16 protein-coding genes and 1 pseudogene are annotated in these 20,286 nt (G+C 47.2%); 10 read left to right on the forward strand and 7 right to left on the reverse strand.

Translation table 11 applies throughout. The annotated features are described in order from the left end of the window. From yidC to ACE1CM_RS38420, 6 genes are all read right to left on the reverse strand, one after another. Complete coding sequence (gene yidC, locus ACE1CM_RS38395; protein WP_374884197.1) at nucleotides 1-1,140, reverse strand: membrane protein insertase YidC; 1,140 nt, start codon at nucleotides 1,138-1,140, stop codon at nucleotides 1-3. Nucleotides 1,141-1,504: 364 nt separating this feature from the next. Continuing rightward, nucleotides 1,505-1,897, reverse strand: a complete 393-nt coding sequence (locus ACE1CM_RS38400) for a PH domain-containing protein (RefSeq protein WP_226576596.1) — start codon at nucleotides 1,895-1,897, stop codon at nucleotides 1,505-1,507. Continuing rightward, on the reverse strand, nucleotides 1,887-2,291 hold the full coding sequence (rnpA, locus tag ACE1CM_RS38405; protein WP_374884225.1) for a ribonuclease P protein component: 405 nt from the start codon (nucleotides 2,289-2,291) through the stop codon (nucleotides 1,887-1,889). Before rnpA ends, ACE1CM_RS38400 begins: the two co-directional genes overlap by 11 nt. A gap of 521 nt (nucleotides 2,292-2,812) precedes the next feature. Then, nucleotides 2,813-2,950, reverse strand: coding sequence for a 50S ribosomal protein L34 (gene rpmH / locus ACE1CM_RS38410; protein WP_226576590.1), 138 nt, complete (start codon nucleotides 2,948-2,950; stop codon nucleotides 2,813-2,815). A gap of 19 nt (nucleotides 2,951-2,969) precedes the next feature. Beyond that, nucleotides 2,970-3,110, reverse strand: a complete 141-nt coding sequence (locus ACE1CM_RS38415) for a hypothetical protein (protein ID WP_374884198.1) — start codon at nucleotides 3,108-3,110, stop codon at nucleotides 2,970-2,972. Between the two features lie 80 nt (nucleotides 3,111-3,190). Beyond that, entirely contained in the window at nucleotides 3,191-3,712 is a 522-nt protein-coding gene (locus tag ACE1CM_RS38420) for a DUF2808 domain-containing protein (protein WP_374884199.1), read from the reverse strand. A gap of 141 nt (nucleotides 3,713-3,853) precedes the next feature. On the opposite strand from ACE1CM_RS38420, the gene ACE1CM_RS38425 reads away from it, so the two are divergent. The 3 genes from ACE1CM_RS38425 (at nucleotide 3,854) to ACE1CM_RS38435 (ending at nucleotide 10,488) form a co-directional block, all read left to right on the forward strand. Continuing rightward, nucleotides 3,854-4,453 (forward strand): IS607 family transposase, encoded by a 600-nt coding sequence (locus ACE1CM_RS38425; RefSeq protein ID WP_374884200.1) that lies wholly within the window; start codon nucleotides 3,854-3,856, stop codon nucleotides 4,451-4,453. Nucleotides 4,454-4,558: 105 nt separating this feature from the next. Next, on the forward strand, nucleotides 4,559-7,435 hold the full coding sequence (locus ACE1CM_RS38430; protein ID WP_374884201.1) for a CHAT domain-containing protein: 2,877 nt from the start codon (nucleotides 4,559-4,561) through the stop codon (nucleotides 7,433-7,435). A 101-nt stretch (nucleotides 7,436-7,536) separates the two neighbouring features. After that, a complete protein-coding gene (locus tag ACE1CM_RS38435; protein WP_374884202.1) occupies nucleotides 7,537-10,488 on the forward strand; it encodes a filamentous hemagglutinin N-terminal domain-containing protein in 2,952 nt (983 codons plus the stop codon). Here ACE1CM_RS38435 and ACE1CM_RS38440 read toward each other — a convergent pair. Then, nucleotides 10,485-12,059 carry a zinc ribbon domain-containing protein gene (locus tag ACE1CM_RS38440; protein WP_374884203.1) on the reverse strand — a complete coding sequence of 525 codons (1,575 nt, stop codon included), beginning with the start codon at nucleotides 12,057-12,059 and terminating at the stop codon, nucleotides 10,485-10,487. The genes ACE1CM_RS38435 and ACE1CM_RS38440 overlap by 4 nt on opposite strands. 513 nt (nucleotides 12,060-12,572) lie before the next feature. Between ACE1CM_RS38440 and ACE1CM_RS38445 the strand changes: the two are divergent. From ACE1CM_RS38445 to ACE1CM_RS38475, 7 genes and pseudogenes are all read left to right on the forward strand, one after another. Beyond that, a pseudogene (locus tag ACE1CM_RS38445) lies at nucleotides 12,573-13,580 on the forward strand (CHASE2 domain-containing protein); the annotation flags it as partial. 216 nt (nucleotides 13,581-13,796) lie between these two features. Beyond that, nucleotides 13,797-14,489: an adenylate/guanylate cyclase domain-containing protein gene (locus ACE1CM_RS38450; RefSeq protein ID WP_374884226.1), complete on the forward strand. Its 693-nt coding sequence runs from the start codon at nucleotides 13,797-13,799 to the stop codon at nucleotides 14,487-14,489. 596 nt (nucleotides 14,490-15,085) lie between these two features. Continuing rightward, complete coding sequence (locus tag ACE1CM_RS38455) at nucleotides 15,086-15,757, forward strand: DUF928 domain-containing protein (protein WP_374884204.1); 672 nt, start codon at nucleotides 15,086-15,088, stop codon at nucleotides 15,755-15,757. Next, nucleotides 15,678-16,580: an MFS transporter gene (locus ACE1CM_RS38460; RefSeq protein ID WP_374884205.1), complete on the forward strand. Its 903-nt coding sequence runs from the start codon at nucleotides 15,678-15,680 to the stop codon at nucleotides 16,578-16,580. The genes ACE1CM_RS38455 and ACE1CM_RS38460 overlap by 80 nt, the downstream gene beginning before the upstream one ends. Before the next feature lie 717 nt (nucleotides 16,581-17,297). Beyond that, nucleotides 17,298-18,446, forward strand: coding sequence for a Re/Si-specific NAD(P)(+) transhydrogenase subunit alpha (locus ACE1CM_RS38465; RefSeq protein WP_374884206.1), 1,149 nt, complete (start codon nucleotides 17,298-17,300; stop codon nucleotides 18,444-18,446). Nucleotides 18,447-18,581: 135 nt separating this feature from the next. After that, complete coding sequence (locus ACE1CM_RS38470; RefSeq protein WP_374884207.1) at nucleotides 18,582-18,875, forward strand: NAD(P) transhydrogenase subunit alpha; 294 nt, start codon at nucleotides 18,582-18,584, stop codon at nucleotides 18,873-18,875. Next, nucleotides 18,875-20,275, forward strand: a complete 1,401-nt coding sequence (locus tag ACE1CM_RS38475) for an NAD(P)(+) transhydrogenase (Re/Si-specific) subunit beta (protein WP_374884208.1) — start codon at nucleotides 18,875-18,877, stop codon at nucleotides 20,273-20,275. Before ACE1CM_RS38470 ends, ACE1CM_RS38475 begins: the two co-directional genes overlap by 1 nt. The last annotated feature ends 11 nt before the right edge of the window (nucleotides 20,276-20,286 follow it).

The following is a 20,286-nucleotide window of genomic DNA, read 5'->3' on the forward strand; positions in this document are numbered from 1 at the left end:
CTACCCTGAGGCTTTTTTCTTAGAACGACCCGGTTCAAAGGGAAGCGATTCCCTTCCCTTTGTTTCTTTTTCCTGCACCTCTACCAGTTTTTGTAAGTTTTCGGGCAGGGGTTCCCGCGACAAAACAAATGTTTGAACCGTCTGGAAGATGTTGGCGATTAACATGTACATCAACACCCCAGCGGGAAGCGGGAAGAACAAAAACATCCCCGAAAAGATAATCGGAGTAAGTTTGTTGACCGTATCTTGCTGCGGGTTATTGCTGGTACTTCCTTGACCGGAAAGCAGTTGGTTAACGTACAAACTAACGCCAAACAACAGCACCATGACCACGGTATCCCAGTGGATGGTTCCGTCTTTGTCAACCGCACCGACGCGCCCCAGGGCTTCGATGAAGAGAAAGCCTTTCTCAGCTGCTAGTCCGGGAATTGTGGCTTGGATGGTAGCATCTCCGGGTACTAGGGCTTCGATGTTGCCATTTTCATCTATTCGCACCCGTTCTTGCCCTTTGGTTACCTGCCAGCGGGGAACGAGTTTAGTGTCTGGTTGTTCGGTTACAAGGGCGTTCAGCGGTTTGCCTTCGGGGGTTTGAAATTCCAACTTGGTTTTCTCGCCCACGACTAAGCCGTTGCCACTTGGTACCAGCCCAATAATGGGAGCGTGTACCCCATCGGCGACATAAATATTTTGGGGAGAAGTGGCAAAAGGTTGGGGTTGAATCTGCTCAATTTGTTCCTTGGGAAAAATTTGCAGATTGACGGTGTAATTTATATCTGAAAAAGGCGAGCCGCGCAAGGTGGCAAATAATGCAAATAGTACCGGCATTTGCAGCAATACGGGCAAACATCCGGCGAGGGGGTTACCAAATTCTTTATAGAGCTTACTCATTTCCTCCTGCTGTTTAGCAGGGTCTTCTTTGTAGCGCTCTTGAATTTCTTTCACCCGCTTTTGCATGATCGGTTGGGTGATTCGCGTGCGGCGCATACTGCGAATTGAGTTCGCGCTTAGAGGATAAACCGCAAAGCGAACCACCAGGGTCAGCGCCACGATTGCTAGCCCATAGCTGGGTACGATCCTGTAGAAAAAATCCAGGATCGGCAGCATTACGTTGTTGGAGAGAAAACTGACACCAAAATCCATGCGTATGAACTCTACCTGTCAAGCGCTGTATTATGCAACACAAAACTTACTCAAATCGACCAGGCATTAACTAGCCTGACTCTTAATTGACGTTTGCTTCCTGTTTCGACCAAGGGAGTCGCCTCCGGCTTGTCCACAGGCGTAAATTCCGTGCTTGCCTCACGTACTCTGTTTAATATCTATACTATGCTGCACCCAAACGGTGGGTTGTTCTGGTAAGCGCCCGGTGTGGATTGCCGCCCCATCTCAAAAAACATGGAAAAATAGGCTTTGTTTTTCTGATTTGGGTTAAGCTCTAACGGAGGTACTAGGATTGCTGTGAACCTCAAAGGAAGTAGCTTGAGGAATTGTTAGGTTGGCGATTTTAGTTACCTGTCAAGCTACCGGCTTTGGGAATATTGAGACCTGCTTTTTGGGAAACGTAGTCGCATATTTCGCGGTACTTGGGAATGGCTCTTAGTTCCAAGCGACTACCGCCTCTGAGGGTGACTACCATATCTCCCCATAAGCCGATACCGCGAGCTACTTTCTTGATATCGACGATTTCTGAGTGGATAATGTCAGTGCGATCGCGTCCCATCCATCCGCCAATCACCGTGATGCGGCGATTGGTAATCCGGTAGCGCAGCCACAATGCTCTGGTAATTGCTCCCACCGTTAACGGCAACCCAACCACCGTCAACCCGATCAGGATATTAAGAATTAGATCCCCGATATGGGGGCCACCTTCATAAAAAACTTCCTCTTTAATGCCCATTTATTACCTCGGCGTCAGCCAACAACTGCTCTAATTCTTGCAGAAAATGCTGATAATCGCACTCTGTGGCTTTTGGTTTTACCACCACCACTAGCAACCAATCCGACTTCAGCCGGGGCAGTAGCTGGCGAAAAGCCGCCCGCAACTGTCGCTTGATTCGATTCCTTTGGGTGGCGAGTTTGCTGACTTTTTGGCTCACCGAAATGCCAATTCTAGGGGGAATTTTGGCTGATTCGGCAGTTTTTGGCTTTTGCTGCAATGCTCTTAAAGTCAAGTGCGGAGACTGGCGACGAATCCCCTGGCGAAATACGGCACTAAAATCTAGCCGATGTTTAAGTCGATTTACTTTTGGCAAAGCCACAGGCAATCGCAACCCTCCCTGCCCTTGACTCATCCTTGTCAGCAATTGTGAAGTACCTACACGCTTTGCTTCGCATACAGTGTAGGCTTCCTGTCTCATCTGCCGTTGCTCTGTTGGGGACATTGTTCAACAATGTGCGTTACCGAAAACGCTCCCTTGACTTACACAGCATCTCTGGTCAAAAGACCTTTATCTAGTCAATGCTAGAACCCAGGCAGCCGCCCGCCTCCCGCAGGCAGTTAAATTACTTTACGACACGTAACCCGTGGATTTACGACAATGGTCAACCAGCCGGGCAAGCGTCTTCCCCCTAAACGAGCGCTGGTTACCAACGCATAAGCGTCTTACCGCTACTTCGTGTTGTTGAAAGCCGTGTGGGTGGGTACTCGACCATTTATATATTAACCAATCCCAAAGGTTGGCGATTCCTCATCGACCCTCTGCCCTGTCAAGGAAAGCGGATTGAATTGGTTGTGGGTCAATTCGTCCGAAGCCCAAAAATTCATCCCACACCGCCGCAACGGGCGCGGATGTGGGATGAATTTTTGATTTAGCTAAACCGCCAGACGATAACGGCCTTTGCGACGGCGTGCTGAAAGCACTTTCTGTCCGTTTTTGGTTCTCATCCGGGCGCGAAAACCAGATGTTCTTTTTCTCTTGCGGTTTGTTCCGCCCAAGGTGCGCTGGGTCATTGTCAGTTCTCCAAATTGGCTAGTTTACTTGCATATGGCGCAGGTGGGCTTCTTCGGCAGGTGGGCAGCAAAGCAGGTGGGCTTCTTCGGCAGGTGGGGAATTTGAAAGTACATTCTCCTCTGCTTTGCTGCTTTGCTGCTCCTGTGCTCCTCTGCTCACCTGATCCTCTGCTCCTCTGCTCCAAAGTACCGTCTGCACAAAAAGTCACAATCTTTTATGTTACCACTCCCCAACCGCAGCTAATCAATGCTGAGAATCCAAGTGCCGATATAACGCAGCAGCGGTACATCCCCAGGGGTTTGAATTTGGCAGTTGAAGAGAAACATCCCCCCAAATGTGGGGTTTTTGACGTTGGATAGCACCAACTCGACTGTGTTTCCTGCCGGTACGGGTTCTCGCGGGAAAATTTGAATCACCCGATTTTCTCTGTCCCAGTTGACTTCCTCTAAGGGTACCGACTTACCTCGGACTCGCACCTCTATTTCTTTCGGATCAAACACGCCCTCGAAGTAGTTTGGATAAGAAATTGAGAACTGGGCAACTGCCAATTTCATTTGTTTGGAGGGAATTCGCAGTCGGTAACGATCCCATCCATTCGTTCTGCCGCCAAAGTCTAGCCGAAAGGGTAACTGGTTTTCGCGGCTAACTGGACCCCAGAGGGTAAATCCAGGCAAGCCATTGGCTAAGCTGATAGAAGGCACCCCGCTTAGTACGCAAGCACTAATTGCCAGGGCAGAAAACAGGCGTCGTAGAGAAGACATAGGTTAGCTACTGAAATAGTTTTTTAGAGAAACTGTTGTTACAGAAATTAACTATACAGAGTTTATCAGGATATTTTATTATGATAAAACTTGGATAATTTTATAGTCAGAGATAGTCAAGGATAGTATATAGTTTTTATTATGAAACTAGCTGATTATGCAAAGCACTTAGGCATTAGCTACCAGACGGCGTGGCGGTGGTGGAAGGCAGGAAAGCTGCCGCATCGCGCTTACCAGTCAGAAACAGGAATGGTGATTGTTGATTACAATCGATCTACTGAAACAACCCCAGCAGGCACTAATCGCGCTGCAATTTACGCCAGAGTTTCGTCCTCTGAAAACAAAGATAATTTAGATCAGCAGGCAGAGCTATTAAGTCAATATGCCATAGCCAAAGGTTATCAAATCACCAAAGTTGTCAAGGAGGTGGGAAGCGGACTTAATGACAATCGAAAGAAACTAGAAAGCCTTCTGATGTCAAAAGATTACAACATCTTAATCGTTGAACACAAAGACCGATTAGCAACCTTTGGAACTCATTATTTAGATGTTTTGTTGTCTCGGTGTGGAGTCAAGCTAGAAGTTGTTAATCTAGCTGACAAGGTCCCAGATGAGTTGATGCAAGACTTAATTGCCATAATCACCTCGTTTGCTGCAAGGCTTTACGGACAAGGTCAAGCCAAACGAAAAACTGAAAAAATCATCAAAGAACTTTCCGAAGGTGATGATGAAAAAAGTTGAAAAGCAAGGCAGTTAAACGCTTTGTCTATGTTTGACTATCCTACATGAAACTATGAAAACCAACTTGAACGGGGTCAAAGAGTCTGGCGCAGGCGAGGGGTAAGGATGATGTTTCCATTGTCTGGGGGTTGGCGCCGCTTTAGTCTTTTATTTTTGCTGGGTTTAACTTTTTGGTTGTTGTTAGAGACAAGGCTGTTAGTTCAGGTTGTAACACCAGATAATAGTGTAGTTATTGCTAAGTCTTTAACCAATATTAAAACTAAGGCAGAGCCTTGGGAAATACGTTCCCAGGTTGAACCTGGGAACGAGGGGAACGACGAGGGGAACGAGGGGAACGAGGGGAACGAGACTGAGGCATCTGTTATGGTGCAGCAGGGGTTACGGCTTTATGAGGCGGGGAAGATTACCGCAGCAATTAATGTGTGGGAACAAGCGCTTGGTCAAATTTCCAATACTTTGGATAGGGCTATTGTTCGCACTAATTTGGCTTTAGCTTATCGGCAAATTGGCAATTTGAATGAAGCTGTGCAGCAGTGGGAGCAAGCGATTCAAATTTATCGGGGGCAAAAGAATGAGGCAAAGCAGCAAACTTTGGCTCAATTGCTGGTGGAACAAGGGCAAACTTATAGCGATTTGGGACAGCAACAACGGGGGATTCAATTGTTGCAATCTGCTTTAGAAATTGCCCGTAAAACTAATTTACAGATGACCGAGGCGGTGGCTTTAGGTGCATTGGGTAATGCTTATTGGGCTACGGGAAATTACGAACAGGCACTCGCTTCTGTGGCAGCTAGCTTGAATATTGCTCGTGAATTGAGTGGTGGTGAGGCTTTGATTGTAACGGCTTTGAATAATTTGGGAAATGTTTATGGAAGTAGGGCAGATCGATATCGCTATCAGGCGAATGTAGCAACAATAGAAGGGGATGAAAAAGAAGCGTCTAGGTTAAACGATTTAGCTCAAAAGGATATAGCAACAGCGATCGCTTCTTTTGAACAAAGCGTGCAGGTGGCAACACTAGCTGAGAAAACTGACCAAGAAGACAAGAAGACGCCCAGAAGGGGAGACGCGGAGCGCAACCATTCCCAAGATCTCTGGAGCTGGTCACAAGCCCCCTCATTTATTCGTGGAGAAGAAGAAAATTCTAGATTGCTGGAATCCCCTGACGCCTACCATGGGGTGTCCCCGCGTCACCGTGTCAGAGCGTCACCGCCTCCTCTTCAAAATATTCGTATCGCCCAAGTCAAAGCTTTGTTGAATCTTAATCGTTTGCTGGGTGGAATGGCGACGCCAAATTGGGATTTAATTGCTAATAATCGCGCTCGCATTCTATCTATTTTAGCACAATTGCCGGATTCGCGGGATAAAGTTTATGCATTGATTAATTTAGCCTCGGCGAGACAGAAGGAACAGGAGGCGGCGAGGTTATTGGGGGGTGCGATCGCTTCTGCCAGAAATATCAGTGATTCCCGCAGCTTATCGTTTGCGATTGGTAGCTTAGGACACTTGTATGAAGGCTCTCGGCAATACACCGAGGCGATGGAATTGACGCAGCAAGCGCAGTTTACGGCACAGCAAGCGAATGCGGCGGATAGTTTATATCGCTGGCAGTGGCAGGCGGGGCGTATATTTAAAGTTACAGGCGATCGCAGGCGCGCGATCGCGTCTTATGAGAGTGCGTACGCAACTCTCCAAAGTATACGGGGAGACATTTTAGTTGCCAATAAAGATTTGCAATTTAACTTCCGAGATGCGGTAGAACCTGTTTATCGGGAATTGATGGGATTGTTACTGGAAACTGGTAATGAGAAAGAAACTTCCAATTACATATTACCAATTACCAATTCCCAAACAAATCTGAGTAAAACTATCAATATCCTAGAGTTGCTTAAATTAGCTGAATTGCCAAATTTTTTCGGCGATGATTGCGTGGAAATTGCGAAAGAAGATGCTAAAAATAATGGCAATTTAGCCGGAAATGAGACGGGGGTGATTTATTCGGCGATAGTGAGCGATCGCGGCGTAATGATTCTGCAATCTCCCGATGGGAATTTGAAAGGTTACCCAGGAGAAATAGCACAAGATAAACTCCAGCAGGAAATCGACCAATTGCGGTTATTGCTAGAAAATAGGGGTACGGAAGAATATCTGCCACAAGCACAAAAAATCTACAATTTATTGATGCGCCCAATGGAAACAGACCTGGCTAAATTGGGGATAAAAACCCTTGTATTTATTCAGGATGGGGTATTGGGAAAAGTGCCGATGTCTGCATTGCACGATGGTCAGGAATTTTTGGTGCAGAAGTATGCGATCGCTACCACACCCAGTTTGAGTTTAACCGCTAGCAAATCGGCAGATATCCGCAACTTAAAAGCCCTTGCTGTTGGTTTAACAGTTGAACGTCCGCCGTTTCCACCGCTGACAAATGTAGCTGCGGAAGTTGCCGAAGTAAACAGCCTTCTGGGAGGCATGAAACTTTTGGATAGAGATTTTACCATAACTCGCTTGGAAAAGGAACTAGGATCTAATAATTTTCCGATTATTCACCTAGCTACCCACGGCAAGTTTGGTGTGGATGCTGCGAGTACTTTCTTGTTAGCTTATGATACTAAAATCAGTCTGGAACAACTTGATAATTTATTGCGAAGCGTTTCGCATAATTATGCGCGACGCGAAAATAAATCTGTAGAATTGCTGACTTTAAGTGCTTGTCAAACGGCGGCGGGAGATAATCGATCCGCGTTGGGAATTGCTGGGGTCGCTGTGGGGGCGGGGGTTAAAAGTGCCCTGGCTAGTCTGTGGTTTATAAATGATGAAGCGACGCTGAAATTCATGGAAGAATTTTATACTCAATTGCGGCAACCTAATATGACGAAAGCCGCAGGGCTTCAGAAGGCACAACTGAAGTTAATCGCGTCGGAGGATTATAATCACCCGGCTGTTTGGTCGCCTTTTATCTTGAGCGGCAATTGGTTATAATTAGAATCCCGGTTTCTTAGAGAAACCGGGATTCTGAATTAAAGCGCGGGGTGGCAACAAAATATCTACCGGGATAACGTTTAATTCGGCTGGATTTATTTATGATACCAAATCCGCTTGCATCACCTCCATCCCTCACCCTGAAGGGTGGGGCTACACAAACAAAGACCGCCTGCGCGGTCTGTAAAATTAAAGAAGGTAATCGAACCGAATTACGTATTAAACAAGTTGGCTACCTATTCTCGATTGCAGGCAGTTTTGTTTTGCTTGGTTTGAGCGTAATTAGAGTCAAAGCGCAAATTATTCCAGATGCGACTTTACCCGTTAATTCAATTGTTACGCCTGATGGAAATACTAGTATTATCAACGGCGGTAATAATAATGGTGGGAATTTATTTCACAGCTTTCGCGAATTTTCTCTTCCTACTGGTGGGACGGCTTTGTTTAATAATGGGCTGGATGTGCCAAATATTTTTACTCGCGTTACTGGCAGTTCAATTTATAATATTGATGGCATTATCAAAGCCAACGGCACGGCGAATTTATTCCTAATCAATCCCAATGGAATTATTTTTGGCCCGAATGCTCAAGTCAATATCGGCGGTTCGTTTATCGGCAGTACTGCTAGTAGCATTCGATTTGCCGATGGTAGTTTGTTCAGCGCTAATAATCCCAATACTCCCCCGCTTTTGACGGTTAACGTTCCCGTTGGCTTGCAATACGGACAAACACCGGGAAATATTATTAATAGATCCAGATATACCAATGGGAACGGTCAAATTGTTGGCCTTCAAGTTCGGGAAGGTCAAACCTTGGGGTTAATTGGCGGGAATGTGCTGCTGGAAGGGGGTAACTTAACTGCACCTACTGGCAGAATTGAGCTAGGCGGTGTGGGTTCTAATAGCTTGGTTCGCCTGATTCCTGAGCGCAATAATTTCAGTTTGGCATATGAAGGCATTGATGGTTTTCAAGATATCCAACTTTCCCAACAGACAATTGTAGATGCCAGTGGCGTTGGCGGCGGCGATATCCAAATCCAAGGACGGCGCGTATCAATACGCGATGGTTCTCAAGTATTAACTATTACTCAAGGGTCGCAACCCGGAGGAAATTTAACGGTTCGCGGTGCCGAATTGGTAGAAGTTAGCGGTAATAATCCTGCCAATTTTACCCGTTTATCAAGCGATACGATTGGTAGCGGGGCGGGTGGGAATTTAACCGTGGAAGCAGGGCAATTTCTGTTACAGGGGACGGCTTTTTTATCTACAACGGCGTTTGGCACGGGGGCGGGGGGCAATTTACGGGTGGTTTCGCCTAATTCAGTGACGTTAATCGGTACTGGATTTGACCAACTCGAAGAGATCGTTTTTGTCCGCTCTTTTATCGGACAATTAAGTGCAAGCGATCGCGTAACTGGTTTGTTTGCAGGAACGGCAGGGCTAGCAAAAACAGCAACAGGGGGTAATATTGATCTCCAAACTGGCTCGCTGACGCTCCAGAATGGGGCATTTATCTTTAACCCTACCTTTGGTGGGGCGATGGGGGGAAATATTAATATCCGCGCCGCTGGTGCTGTAGAAGCTTTTGGTTCTGCTGTCATCAGCTATTCTGCCTTGGGAACAAGCGGTGCAGCAGGTAATCTCAACATCGACGCGAGTCAAGTTTCTATTTTGGATGGCAGCGTTTTATCCAGTGCCACCTACGGAAACGGACGCGGGGGAAATGTGACCATCAATGCTTCCGAGTCTGTAGAAGTCAGCCGCACCCTACCAGGAGCTATCCTACCTACTGGTATCTTGAATAACACGCTTTTCGGTACGGGAGAGGGAGGCAAAATCGAGATTCGCACCAGACGGTTTATTAATCGGGATGGCGCTTTAGTCGTTACCAATAGCGGCGGACTTTTGAGAGAGACATTTTTCATCCCTACAGGCGGCGCTGGGGGGGATATCTCGATCGAAGCTAGCGAGTCGATGGAGATCTCTGGTGTTTCACCGGATAATTTAATCGCCAGCGGTCCTGGTACGACCACATTCACGAGATTTAATGCGGGAAACTTAACCCTTTCCACCCCTCGCCTAGTAGTAACAGACGGGGCGATTATTTCCAGTGCTACTTTGTCTTCTGGTAGGGGAGGCGACTTAACTGTAAATGCGGACTCGGTAGAATTGAGCGGGCGATCGCCAAGGAACAATCCCACCACTTTAATCACCTCATCGGGACGCGCTGACGTCCTGCCGCAGATCGATGCCGGAGTAGGGGGAAATTTAACCGTCAATGGGAGATCGTTGGTGGTGCGGGATGGGGCAACCTTGGATGTGCGGAGTTTTGGTTCCGGGGATGCGGGAACCTTGGCAGTTGTTGCCGACTCGATCCTTCTTGACAACGGCAGTTTGAATGGGGCGACTGTCTCCGGTGCCGGGGGGAATATTCGCGTGCGATCGCAAACCTTACAATTACGCAGAGGTAGCAGCATCACCACCGACGCGGGTAACACCGATGGGGGCAAGATTGAAATTGATACAGGGACTTTAGCGGCGCTAGAAAATAGCGATATCACCGCCAATGCGCTACAAGGTGAAGGGGGGCGAGTGACTATCAGCGCCAGAGGCATTTTCAAGATTGAATTTCGCTCTCGCCAAACTCCCTTGAGCGACATTACCGCCACCGGGGGGACTCCCGCCTTAAGCGGCAAGGTGGAAATCAGAACCACAACTAACCAAGTCGAGAATGCGATCGCACCACAAGATAATAATTTTGCCAACACCGATGCTGTCTTAGCTACCAGTTGTATCGCCCGTAACCGTGCCGGAAATAGCTTTACCGTTACTGGCAACGGCGACTTACCCAGCACGCCTGACGATCCCCTCCCTACTAGGTATGCTGTAGCACAAGTGCAGGGCATTGGAACTCTTGAGCAGAGGAGGGGTTTTGGGGCGAGTCCAGCAGTTAAAGCGCCCTCTCCCCAGTCACCAGTCGCTATTGAAGAGGCGCAGGGTATTGCAATTACGGCAGATGGAGAGACAATGCTGCTGAAGCCACCCCAGCCCTAAAGGGACGGGGGTTCCAATTCGCTTTCAACCTCGTCTTGGCTCTCCCTATTGCTAGGTACAGCATCCAAGATCTCAGTATCAGGAATTAGAACTTTTGTGGCGACTCGCTCTGACTCTGGAGGTTTCCCAAAGGAAGAAGGAACTTGTCCCCCTAATCGCAAGTTATTTTCTTCTGTCGCCTGTCTCCAAGCCGCCATCAGGAACGCTTGGGCACCCGACTTTGCAACATTTGCCAAGTCTACTTGGATCAGGTCATTCTCTACAAATCTTGCCAAAAAAGCAGAATACAAGTCTCTCTGACAGAGTACACCACACTCACATTTGTGGATTCTAGTTGAAAGACTTTTCTTTTTTACTCGTCTACACTGATGGCAAGTTTGAGACAGTTTGGTTTTAAATGTGGAAAATTCGATCGCTGTCACGCCAGCACTTTCAGCCAAGCGTTTTAAGCGAGATACAAATTCTCCTGGCGCACGTTTCCCGACAGACTTTCCAAATAGTTTTTGGAAAGCTTTATAAGAAAGCTTTTCTAGTTTGATTGTGTTTCCTACTCTTAGGATTTCATGAGCCAATCTCCCATGTAACGATTTACGGTGCGCTGCCAACTTTCTTTCCAGATTCGCCTTGGCTCTCCTGGTTGAATGATAAGTTTTAGACTCGTTCCATTTCTGGCAACCTTTTTTAACGGTTCCTTTTTTCCTTTTACCTTTGGCATCAACAAAATCAGGATTGTAGTTATTTGGATTATTTGCTCTTTTCGACCTTTCCATCTTTCGCTGCAATTGCCGTATCTGTTTGGAGACAGAATTTAGCTCAGGAGCAAACGAGTCAAGTTTTGCAGCACTTTCTCCCACAATCGCTATTGTTGATGGCCCTATGTCTAAGCCAACCACACCGAATCCTATCTGGTTTTTGGGCTTGGTAAATGGCTTACCTTCACAAACTAATTGAGCATAATAACGAGTCTTGTTGTTAAAGCGTCGGCGCACCAGTCTGACATATTTAATTCGACTGGCTAACCCATGAAGGATTACCGGATCGTTGTTTTTGAGATAGGGTTGAAGTTTAAGCTTACCCCACACCAACTGTTCAGTATGCCATCTAATCCCGGTTGTATTAACCTTTCCTTCTAAGGAGTCTAGCTGATTTTTGCCTTTGAACCTAACTTTTTTGGCGATACCAAAAGCGACTTTTTGGGATGCATTAAATGCACGGGTTGCCAGTTTCTGTGCTGTGTTTGAGTCTATGTGAAAGCCTATCCATGAGCGTCTGATGATGGTAGCGAAAGCGTGCAAGCTGTATTGGTCGTACCCGTAAGCGGCGTTGGCAGCAGCAAAACTTTGGAGCCTTTCCTTTTTGTTGGATTTAATTTTTCTCGCTGATTGATAGAGTTTTGATTGCTTGACCAATCTTAATCGCCTCATCGCCTCACCAAGGCAGGCGTTGTAAAGCTGCCTACCTGCCTCAAACTTAGACACCAAAACCCCCTCGTCTATAGCCGATACTACCAGTGGTATTTCGGTTACAAACGAGAGGGTTTTTGTTTTTTTACTTGAGACTTGTTTTGGCATTGACTATCTGGCAAAAGCCGTGACACTATTATATCAAAAATCACGCATTGAAAATTTGCAGATCTTGACTGCGATTAAAATCGCCAATCGCGTTCATCCCCATGTTTGAAAACAGGGGCTTCCCGCTCGTTTTTCGGTGAGTGGGAGGCAGATGCGAAGTCTCATGCAAGCGGAAGACTTTATCTGCCGTTAGCAGCAGTGACGCCAAGAAACCGGGTTTCTACCTAAAGAGCGATCGCAATCTGTCCCTAGCTAGATGCCAGTTGTGCTTTGTACCATAGAAATACAGCGCTCGCGATCGATATTGATCGGTAGGCGCGGCGCACAGTTTATCTCAACCCGCCCCCGCGAGTTTTCACTGATGACTAAGTGTTTAACCAGAGTTTCTACCCATCGTTTGTCCACAAGTGATATACGTAAATCCACGGATACTGAAGGCGAAGAGGTGTATAAGTGTTTAAGATCCGTATTGAGCCTTCATTTATATTCCAGGCAAGGCGATCGCGAATAAAGATGATATTGCCCAAGCTGAGACAGGAAATTAGGAATTGGCGTCCTGTGTTGGTCGCGGCTCCCACTGTAGCAGGATTGGTGACTGTCCTGCGCTTGACGGGTTTTTTCCAGTATTTATCTTGGGATGCTCTCGATCAATTTTTTATCTGGCGTCCAGCAGAAGCGCCTGACCCCCGGATTGTAATAGTCACAATTGATGAAACCGATCTCAAACAAGTTGGTAAGTGGCCTATTCCGGATCAAACTCTAGCAGAATTGCTGCTAAAAATAAAATCCCAACAGCCGAGAGCAATTGGCTGAGATTTGTACCGAAATTTACCTGTAGAACCGGGTTATGAACAGCTAGTAAAAGTATTTGAATCTACACCGAATTTGATTGGCATTGAAAAAGTTGTGCGGGATATGCGTGGCTATAGGATTGCTCCACCGCCAGTATTGAGTCAAAGAGGGCAGGTAGGGGCGAATGATGTGATTTTAGATGGAGATGGCAAAATTCGTCGCGGCGTGCTATTTCTGAACCCGCCGGGTAGGAAAAGTATATCCGGTTTGGCGCTGAGACTGGCGATGATTTATTTAAAAGCTGAAGGCATTACCCCAAAGCCAGAAAAGAACGGCGATCTGAAGTTGGGAAAGGCTGTTTTTGAACCGTTTGAACCGAATGATGGCGATTATATCGCAGCAGATGCGGGTGGCTACCAATTGCTGTTGAATTATCGGAAACCGGAAGGCAGTTTCAGCAAAATTTCGCTAACTGACCTGCTACATAACCGGATAAAAAAAGATGATTTTCGCGGACGCATTGTTTTGATCGGCTCGACTGCTGCGAGCTTGAATGACTTCTTTTACACCCCCTACAGCGGCGGTTTTAGCCACGAGGGGACAAAGATGGCGGGAATAGAAATTCAGGCGAATATTCTCAGCCAAATTCTCAGTGCAGCTATCGAAGGGCGTCCCAAAATTAAAACTTGGCCCGCTCCCCTCGAGTATGGGTGGATTTTTCTTTGGTCTTATATCGGTGCAACTTTAGCTTGGAAGTTACCCAACTGGAGGTGGACTGTTGGCAGTTTGGCGTCCGCTGGTGGAACTTTAGTAGGCGGTGCGTATGCAGCGTTTTTGGGCGGCTGGTGGATACCAGTAGTTGCACCGATAGCCAGTCTAGCGGCATCTGCTGTGGCGATCGCAGCTTACATAGCCCAAAAAGAGCGCCAAGAACGACAAACGGCGATGACTTTGTTTGGGCGTTACGTGAGTCCCCAAATAGCCAACGCCATCTGGCGCGATCGCGATACTCTGCTCAAACAAGGACGCCTCAAAGGACAAAAGCTGACAGCAACGGTGCTGTTTACAGACTTAAAAAATTTTAGTCTCATTGCCAACAAGCTGGAGCCTGAAGAACTGATGGACTGGCTAAACGAATATATGGAGGCGATGTCGGAAATTGTTTTAGCCAATGGCGGCGTGGTAGATAAATTTATCGGCGATGCGATTATGGCGGTTTTCGGCGTACCAATTCCCCGCACGACGGAGGAAGCGATCGCCACCGATGCCAAAGCCGCAGTTCGTTGCGCCCTGGAAATGGCATCTGCTTTGGAATCCCTCAATCAACGATGGCTTTCTCAGGGACGCCCCACCGTTGCCATGCGCGTCGGTATCGCCACCGGAACTGTGGTAGCTGGCAGTCTGGGCGGCGTCCACAGGCTGGAATACACGACAATAGGAGATTGCGTTAACCTGGCGGCGCGGTTAGAAAGTTTCGACAAATCAATTGATGGCGCTATTTGCCGGATATTGATCAATAAACGAACGTATAAATATATTGACGGACTTTTTGCCACCAATAAAATCGGTAGCGTCCAGATTAGAGGACGCCAACGGCTAACAACCATCTATCAAGTTTTGCTCGCACAACAAACTTAGTTGGAGCGGGACTTACCAAAAAAAAATAGGTTGTTAGCCTCCCCCTTTTAGGGGGAAAGGAAAAATTAATTTCCTGAGTTCGCAATCCGATCTTATCACCTTTGTTTCTTCTGCGATCTAGAGTTTTATCTACGATTTTTCAGGTGAAACTTTGGTGTTTGCGGGTAACTGTCAACTGTCAACTGTCAACTGTCAACTGTCAACTGTTGAAGCACTTCGGAACCTATATCTCTGATTCCTTGCTCGACGATTTTTCCTAGAAACCCGGATGGGTGAGCGTCAGTTCTGTTGATATAAAATGAGGTAGTAAAGGTCGGAAAATTCGGCAAGGTCGGCAAGGTCGGAAAAGTCGGAAAAATCGGAAAAATCGGGTCAAATTCTTCTATAATCTACGCTATTGATTTGGCCGTTGTTATAATTTTTTTTAAAATCTTAAATAAATTTAAGCAGCAAAAATTTACGTATATATTAGGTGGTAGATAGGCGAAAATATTAAAAAATAAATACAGGCTAAAATTCAGCCGGGAACCAGGTATTAAAGGGTGCAACATCTTCTGTGACATAGGCGATTTGTACAATTTAAGGAGATGTGAGAGATGAGAATTACTTCTCACCAAGCTAGGGGGGTAGCAGGAGCGATATCGATTCTGTTGATGCCATTGATGGGGGCGATCGATAGCCGATTAAGTCCAAATTTCAGGCATCCTTTAATCGAGGTTGGTTTTATATCTCCTGCAAGGGCAGAAACTGCTCAAACAGAGGATTTTGATTACGAACCGCCCAACCGGGGAATGCCGAAAACGACCCAAGGAACTGGTTCGCGAGGCTGTACTTTATCTGAACCCGTGACAGTGACTTTGTTAGTGCCCAACGACCACAACGGACAGACTATATCCGGTCGTCCCACCTTTTTCTGGCATGTGTCGGATAAAACATCGGTGCCGGTGGAATTTGCGCTGGTAGAACCGGGGGTAACAAAACCGCTGTTCGTGCAGCGGATGCCGGTGCAAAAAGGCGGCATCATGGAGGTGCAACTACCCCAAGATGCACCTGAATTGGTAAGCGGACGCAAATATCGCTGGTCGGTATCGTTGCTGTGTAATACTAACCGACCTTCTAACAATGTGTTCGTGACTAGCTGGATCGAGCGCGTACCGGCGAAACCGGAACTAACCCAACAATTCTGGAATGGGAAGTCAGAAAGAGAACGCGCCGGGATTTATGCCGCATCCCGCTTGTGGGAGCAGTCAGGTCAAACAAGACTTTGATGCGCTTGGGGCGCTGATAATGATCGTCACTTTGACCTGCTTTGCATTGGGAATGACTTTAGTACAGACGGAAGGCTTTGGCTCATTGATAGAGCCTTACGCCTTCGCGATCGCTGCTATCGGCTTAGGGTGTTTTTTATTAGTAGAATCGCGCCACCCACAGCCGATGCTCGACCTGGGAATTTTTCGCTCCCTAGAGTTGAGCCTGGGCTTATTGCTGAGTTTGATGACCTATGTCGTTACAGCGAGTGTGGTTTTTATCCTACCGTTCTTCCTGGAGTTGGTTAAACAGTATCCTGCGTTTGAGACGGGGTTGTTGCTAGCGGAAGGACCGATTTTAGCTGGGTTGATGGCACCTGTTGCTGGCACTTTGTCTGACCGATTTGGAGAACGCATCATCAGCTTAATTGGGTTGGTATTGGCGGTATTTGGATGCCTAAGCTTAAGCACCTTTGACGCCCAATTGACCGTCCCTGGTTATATTCTGCGGATGGCACCCTTTGTACTGGGAGTGGGAATGTTCCAATCACCCAATCAAAGCGCCGTGATGGGGTTAGTGCCGTCTGAGCGGTTAGGCATCGCTTCGGGGTTGTTGTCTTTGTCGCGGACTTTGGGTCAGACAATGGGTTTGTCGCTCACAGGCGTTCTGTTTTCGCTCCTGATTATGACTCGCACACAAGCTCAACCTAAGATCAATGTCACCAATGTACCGATTGAAGCGTTGGTTTTTGGCGTGCAGATGAGTTTTCGGCTTGTTGCTCTGATTCTGATCGCGGCGACGATCTTGGCTGCTTTCTTGTGGTGGTTGAAGCAAAGAAGATAGTAGATAGCTGTCACAAAAATCGGCATTGAATTAATTGCATTAAGTCCGAGCGATCGCTCTAAGTGGTAAACGATATCGCTTAACTAAAAAGATAAGAAATTGTCAAAAAATAGGCCAGAGAAACCTCTTTTTTGACCGCTGTCCTTCCCCACTCTGTAAGAGGGTGGGGATTGCTGCGATTAGTTCAAACCGGGTTTCTGCTAGAAGCCTGGTTTTTATAGTTTTTGTGAGTTATTACCTAATTTTAGCGGGGATGTTAAAAAATATGTAGAAATGTATAGAAAAATCGAGAAAAGCTTAAAAAAACTTGAACAAGTGAAGGGCTAAAAAAGAGTCAATAGGTAATTTCATCTAGGTTAAAAGAAAAACGCTGAATTAATAAGAGAAGTTAAAGATACAGATACAAAGGTGGGGATCGACATAGGATATCAAAAAAGTAACTCTATACTTGAGAAAACCCTTGAACTATTGCATCGACATCAACAAACCGAATCATGAGAATAGCTCCAGGCTGCCTGCACCAATGTTGTAGAGACTTGCCAGAGGTAGCATCTAGCTACTGAAAAACGGCAAAGGCAAAGCTTTTTAAGCAGTCAATTGCCGGGTTGCCTAAAAGCTTGTAGGGGGAAAATGCGCCCGCAAGAAAAAGCAACCCAGATAAAGCGGCTAGTCTTACTGCCGCCTGTATGGGATGAGTCTTGTTTTAAGGAGGATTGGATGAAATTAGCGGTTGCTCGTGAAATTGAAATGGGCGAACGCCGCGTCGCCTTGATCCCGGACACGGTTGCCAAATTGGTAAAACTGGGTCTAGAAGTGTGGGTCGAGGCGGGTGCTGGCGTTGGGGCATTTTTCAGCGATGCTGCTTACGAAAGTGCTGGAGCTAAAATTATTTCCGATGCGGCTACGCTATGGAGTGGAGCCGATGTACTGTTAAAGGTGAGTCCGCCGAAAGAACATGAAATCGACTGGTTGCGGGAAGAAGGCGGATTAATTAGCTTTCTCAACCCCCTGGCAGATCCGGCGTTAGTAGAACGTTTGGCGCACCGTCGCGTTACCGCGTTCGGCATGGAACTGATCCCGCGCACGACGCGGGCGCAAAGCATGGATGCGCTTTCCTCCCAAAGGTCGGTAGCGGGATATAAAGCAGTATTGCTGGCGGCGGCGGCGTTACCGAAATATTTCCCCATGTTGACGACAGCGGCGGGAACGATCGCCCCGGCGAAGGTATTGATTATCGGGGCGGGAGTTGCAGGATTGCAAGCGATCGCAACTGCTCGTCGTTTGGGCGCTATTGTAGAAGCCTACGATATCCGCCCCGTAGCTAAAGAAGAAGTGCAAAGTTTGGGCGCTAAGTTTATCGAAGTCAAACTAGACGAAGAAACGCAAGCAGCAGGCGGCTACGCTAAAGAAATTTCCGACGCCGCCAAACAAAAAGCCCAACAAGTCCTCGCCGAACATATCAAGGCATCGGATGTAGTAATTACTACCGCCCAAGTTCCCGGTAAGAAAGCCCCCGTCATGGTAACCGAGGAAATGGTCAGCCAAATGAAGCCGGGATCTGTAATCGTCGATATCGCAGCAGATCAAGGCGGGAACTGCGCCTGCACCGAACCGGGTAAAGATGTGGTCCGCCACGGGGTAACAATTCTCGGTCCAATTAATTTACCCGCAACTGTACCCGTCCACGCTTCTCAGTTGTATGCCAAGAACATCCTGACGTTACTGCAATACCTAATTAAAGATGGTGGGTTACAGCTCAACTTCGAGGATGACATAATTGGCGACACCTGCATCACCCACGGGGGAGAAATTCGCAACCAACGGGTTAAAGATGCCCTAGCTCAGTTAACGGTAAATGCTGGGTAAATGTCATTTTTCATTGGCTAATGGCTAATGGCTAATGGCGTTCCCAGGCGACCGCCTGGGGAACGAGGCTAAATCCTCTTACAATTAGCAATTAGCAATTAGCAATTAGCAATTAGCAATTACCAAATCAAAAACATGGCAGAAGGATTAATAGCAGCAATAGTTGTGTTTGTTTTGGCGTCTTTTGTGGGATTTGAGGTGATTAATAAAGTCCCCCCCACCCTACACACGCCCTTGATGTCTGGATCGAATGCAATTTCTGGGATTGCGATCGTGGGTGCTTTGTTAATCGCTGGCCCCAAAGAATGGAATTTAACCGAAATCTTCGGTTTAATTGCAGTTATCTTCGCAATGATTAACGTTGTTGGTGGTTTCTTAGTCACAGATCGGATGCTGCAAATGTTTAAGAAAAAGGAGGCTAAGGTTTAATGAGCGACTTTCTGCCGTCAACGATTCAAATCAGTTATCTAGTGGCTGCATCCCTATTCATCCTGGGTTTGAAGCAGATGAGTTCCCCTGCTACGGCACGTCGAGGCAATTTGCTAGGTGCCATCGGGATGTTAATCGCTATTGTTGCCACCCTCCTGGACCAACAAGTTGTTAATTACGAAACGATCGCAGTCGGAATTATTTTAGGTTCCATCATCGGCACGGTGATGGCGCAGAAAGTCGAAATGACCGCCATGCCGCAAATGGTAGGTTTGCTCAACGGTTTCGGGGGCGCTGCCTCGATGCTGGTGGCGATGGGAGAATTCTGGCGCTATCTTTATATTCCGGAAAGCTTGGCGGTTGATTCTAATATTGTCGTGCTGCTGGGTGTTTTAATCGGCGGCATTACCTTAACGGGTAGTTTGGTGGCGTTTGCCAAGTTGCAAGAATTGATGACGGGTGCGCCGATTACTTTCCCGTTACAGCAACCTGTAAATGCTTTCTTATTCCTGGGCTTTTTGGCAGGAAGTGGCTATTTGCTGGTTTATCCAGAAGATCCGAAAGTATTTCTCGTCCTCGTGGCACTTTCGTTAATTTTGGGCGTGATGTTTGTCATCCCCATCGGTGGGGGCGATATGCCTGTGGTAATTTCGCTGCTGAACTCCTATTCGGGAATAGCAGCAGCAGTCGCGGGTTTTATCGTGATGAATAACATGCTGATCATCGCCGGGGCGTTAGTCGGTGCATCGGGTATCATCTTGACTCAAATTATGTGCAAGGCGATGAACCGTTCGCTATTAAACGTCCTGTTTGCTGCCTTCGGTACGGGTGGAGGAACCAGTGCTGGTAGCGGATCTAAGATTGAAAAAGTCGTTCGCAGCATCGATCCTGAAGAAAGCGCGATGATGTTAGGGTATGCCAGATCGGTGGTGATCGTTCCCGGTTATGGGATGGCGGTAGCGCAAGCACAGCACGCGGTGCGAGAATTGGCGGATCAGTTAGATCGGTTGGGTGTTGAGGTTAAGTATGCGATTCACCCGGTTGCTGGACGGATGCCGGGACATATGAATGTGTTGCTGGCTGAAGCTAATGTGCCTTATCCGCAACTGTACGATATGGATGATGTGAATCCGCTGTTTGAACAGACGGATGTGGCGCTGGTGATTGGGGCGAATGATGTGGTCAATCCGGCGGCGCGTCACGATGCGAGTAGTCCGATTTATGGGATGCCGATTTTAGATGTGGATCGGGCGAAGCATACGATTGTGATTAAGCGCGGTATGAGTACGGGTTTTGCTGGTGTAGATAATGAGTTGTTCTACAAAGATAAAACCATGATGCTGTTTGGTAGTGCGAAGGATGTGGTGGCGAAGTTGGTTTCTGAGGTGAAGCAGCTTTAACGAACCACAGA

The organism is Microseira sp. BLCC-F43 (genome assembly GCF_041929235.1).
Lineage (GTDB): Bacteria > Cyanobacteriota > Cyanobacteriia > Cyanobacteriales > Aerosakkonemataceae > Microseira.

What these genes read in the sequence shown, in the direction of transcription:
- rpmH (WP_226576590.1), bottom strand. Translation starts at nt 2,950, where the DNA reads ATGACCCAGCGCACCTTGGGCGGAACAAACCGCAAGAGAAAAAGAACA.
- rnpA (WP_374884225.1), bottom strand. Translation starts at nt 2,291, where the DNA reads ATGAGTCAAGGGCAGGGAGGGTTGCGATTGCCTGTGGCTTTGCCAAAA.
- ACE1CM_RS38430 (WP_374884201.1), top strand. Translation starts at nt 4,559, where the DNA reads ATGATGTTTCCATTGTCTGGGGGTTGGCGCCGCTTTAGTCTTTTATTT.
- ACE1CM_RS38475 (WP_374884208.1), top strand. Translation starts at nt 18,875, where the DNA reads ATGAGCGACTTTCTGCCGTCAACGATTCAAATCAGTTATCTAGTGGCT.
- ACE1CM_RS38455 (WP_374884204.1), top strand. Translation starts at nt 15,086, where the DNA reads ATGAGAATTACTTCTCACCAAGCTAGGGGGGTAGCAGGAGCGATATCG.
- ACE1CM_RS38400 (WP_226576596.1), bottom strand. Translation starts at nt 1,897, where the DNA reads ATGGGCATTAAAGAGGAAGTTTTTTATGAAGGTGGCCCCCATATCGGG.
- ACE1CM_RS38420 (WP_374884199.1), bottom strand. Translation starts at nt 3,712, where the DNA reads ATGTCTTCTCTACGACGCCTGTTTTCTGCCCTGGCAATTAGTGCTTGC.
- ACE1CM_RS38435 (WP_374884202.1), top strand. Translation starts at nt 7,537, where the DNA reads ATGATACCAAATCCGCTTGCATCACCTCCATCCCTCACCCTGAAGGGT.
- ACE1CM_RS38450 (WP_374884226.1), top strand. Translation starts at nt 13,797, where the DNA reads ATGACTTTGTTTGGGCGTTACGTGAGTCCCCAAATAGCCAACGCCATC.
- ACE1CM_RS38470 (WP_374884207.1), top strand. Translation starts at nt 18,582, where the DNA reads ATGGCAGAAGGATTAATAGCAGCAATAGTTGTGTTTGTTTTGGCGTCT.
- ACE1CM_RS38465 (WP_374884206.1), top strand. Translation starts at nt 17,298, where the DNA reads ATGAAATTAGCGGTTGCTCGTGAAATTGAAATGGGCGAACGCCGCGTC.
- yidC (WP_374884197.1), bottom strand. Translation starts at nt 1,140, where the DNA reads ATGGATTTTGGTGTCAGTTTTCTCTCCAACAACGTAATGCTGCCGATC.
- ACE1CM_RS38460 (WP_374884205.1), top strand. Translation starts at nt 15,678, where the DNA reads ATGGGAAGTCAGAAAGAGAACGCGCCGGGATTTATGCCGCATCCCGCT.
- ACE1CM_RS38425 (WP_374884200.1), top strand. Translation starts at nt 3,854, where the DNA reads ATGAAACTAGCTGATTATGCAAAGCACTTAGGCATTAGCTACCAGACG.
- ACE1CM_RS38440 (WP_374884203.1), bottom strand. Translation starts at nt 12,059, where the DNA reads ATGCCAAAACAAGTCTCAAGTAAAAAAACAAAAACCCTCTCGTTTGTA.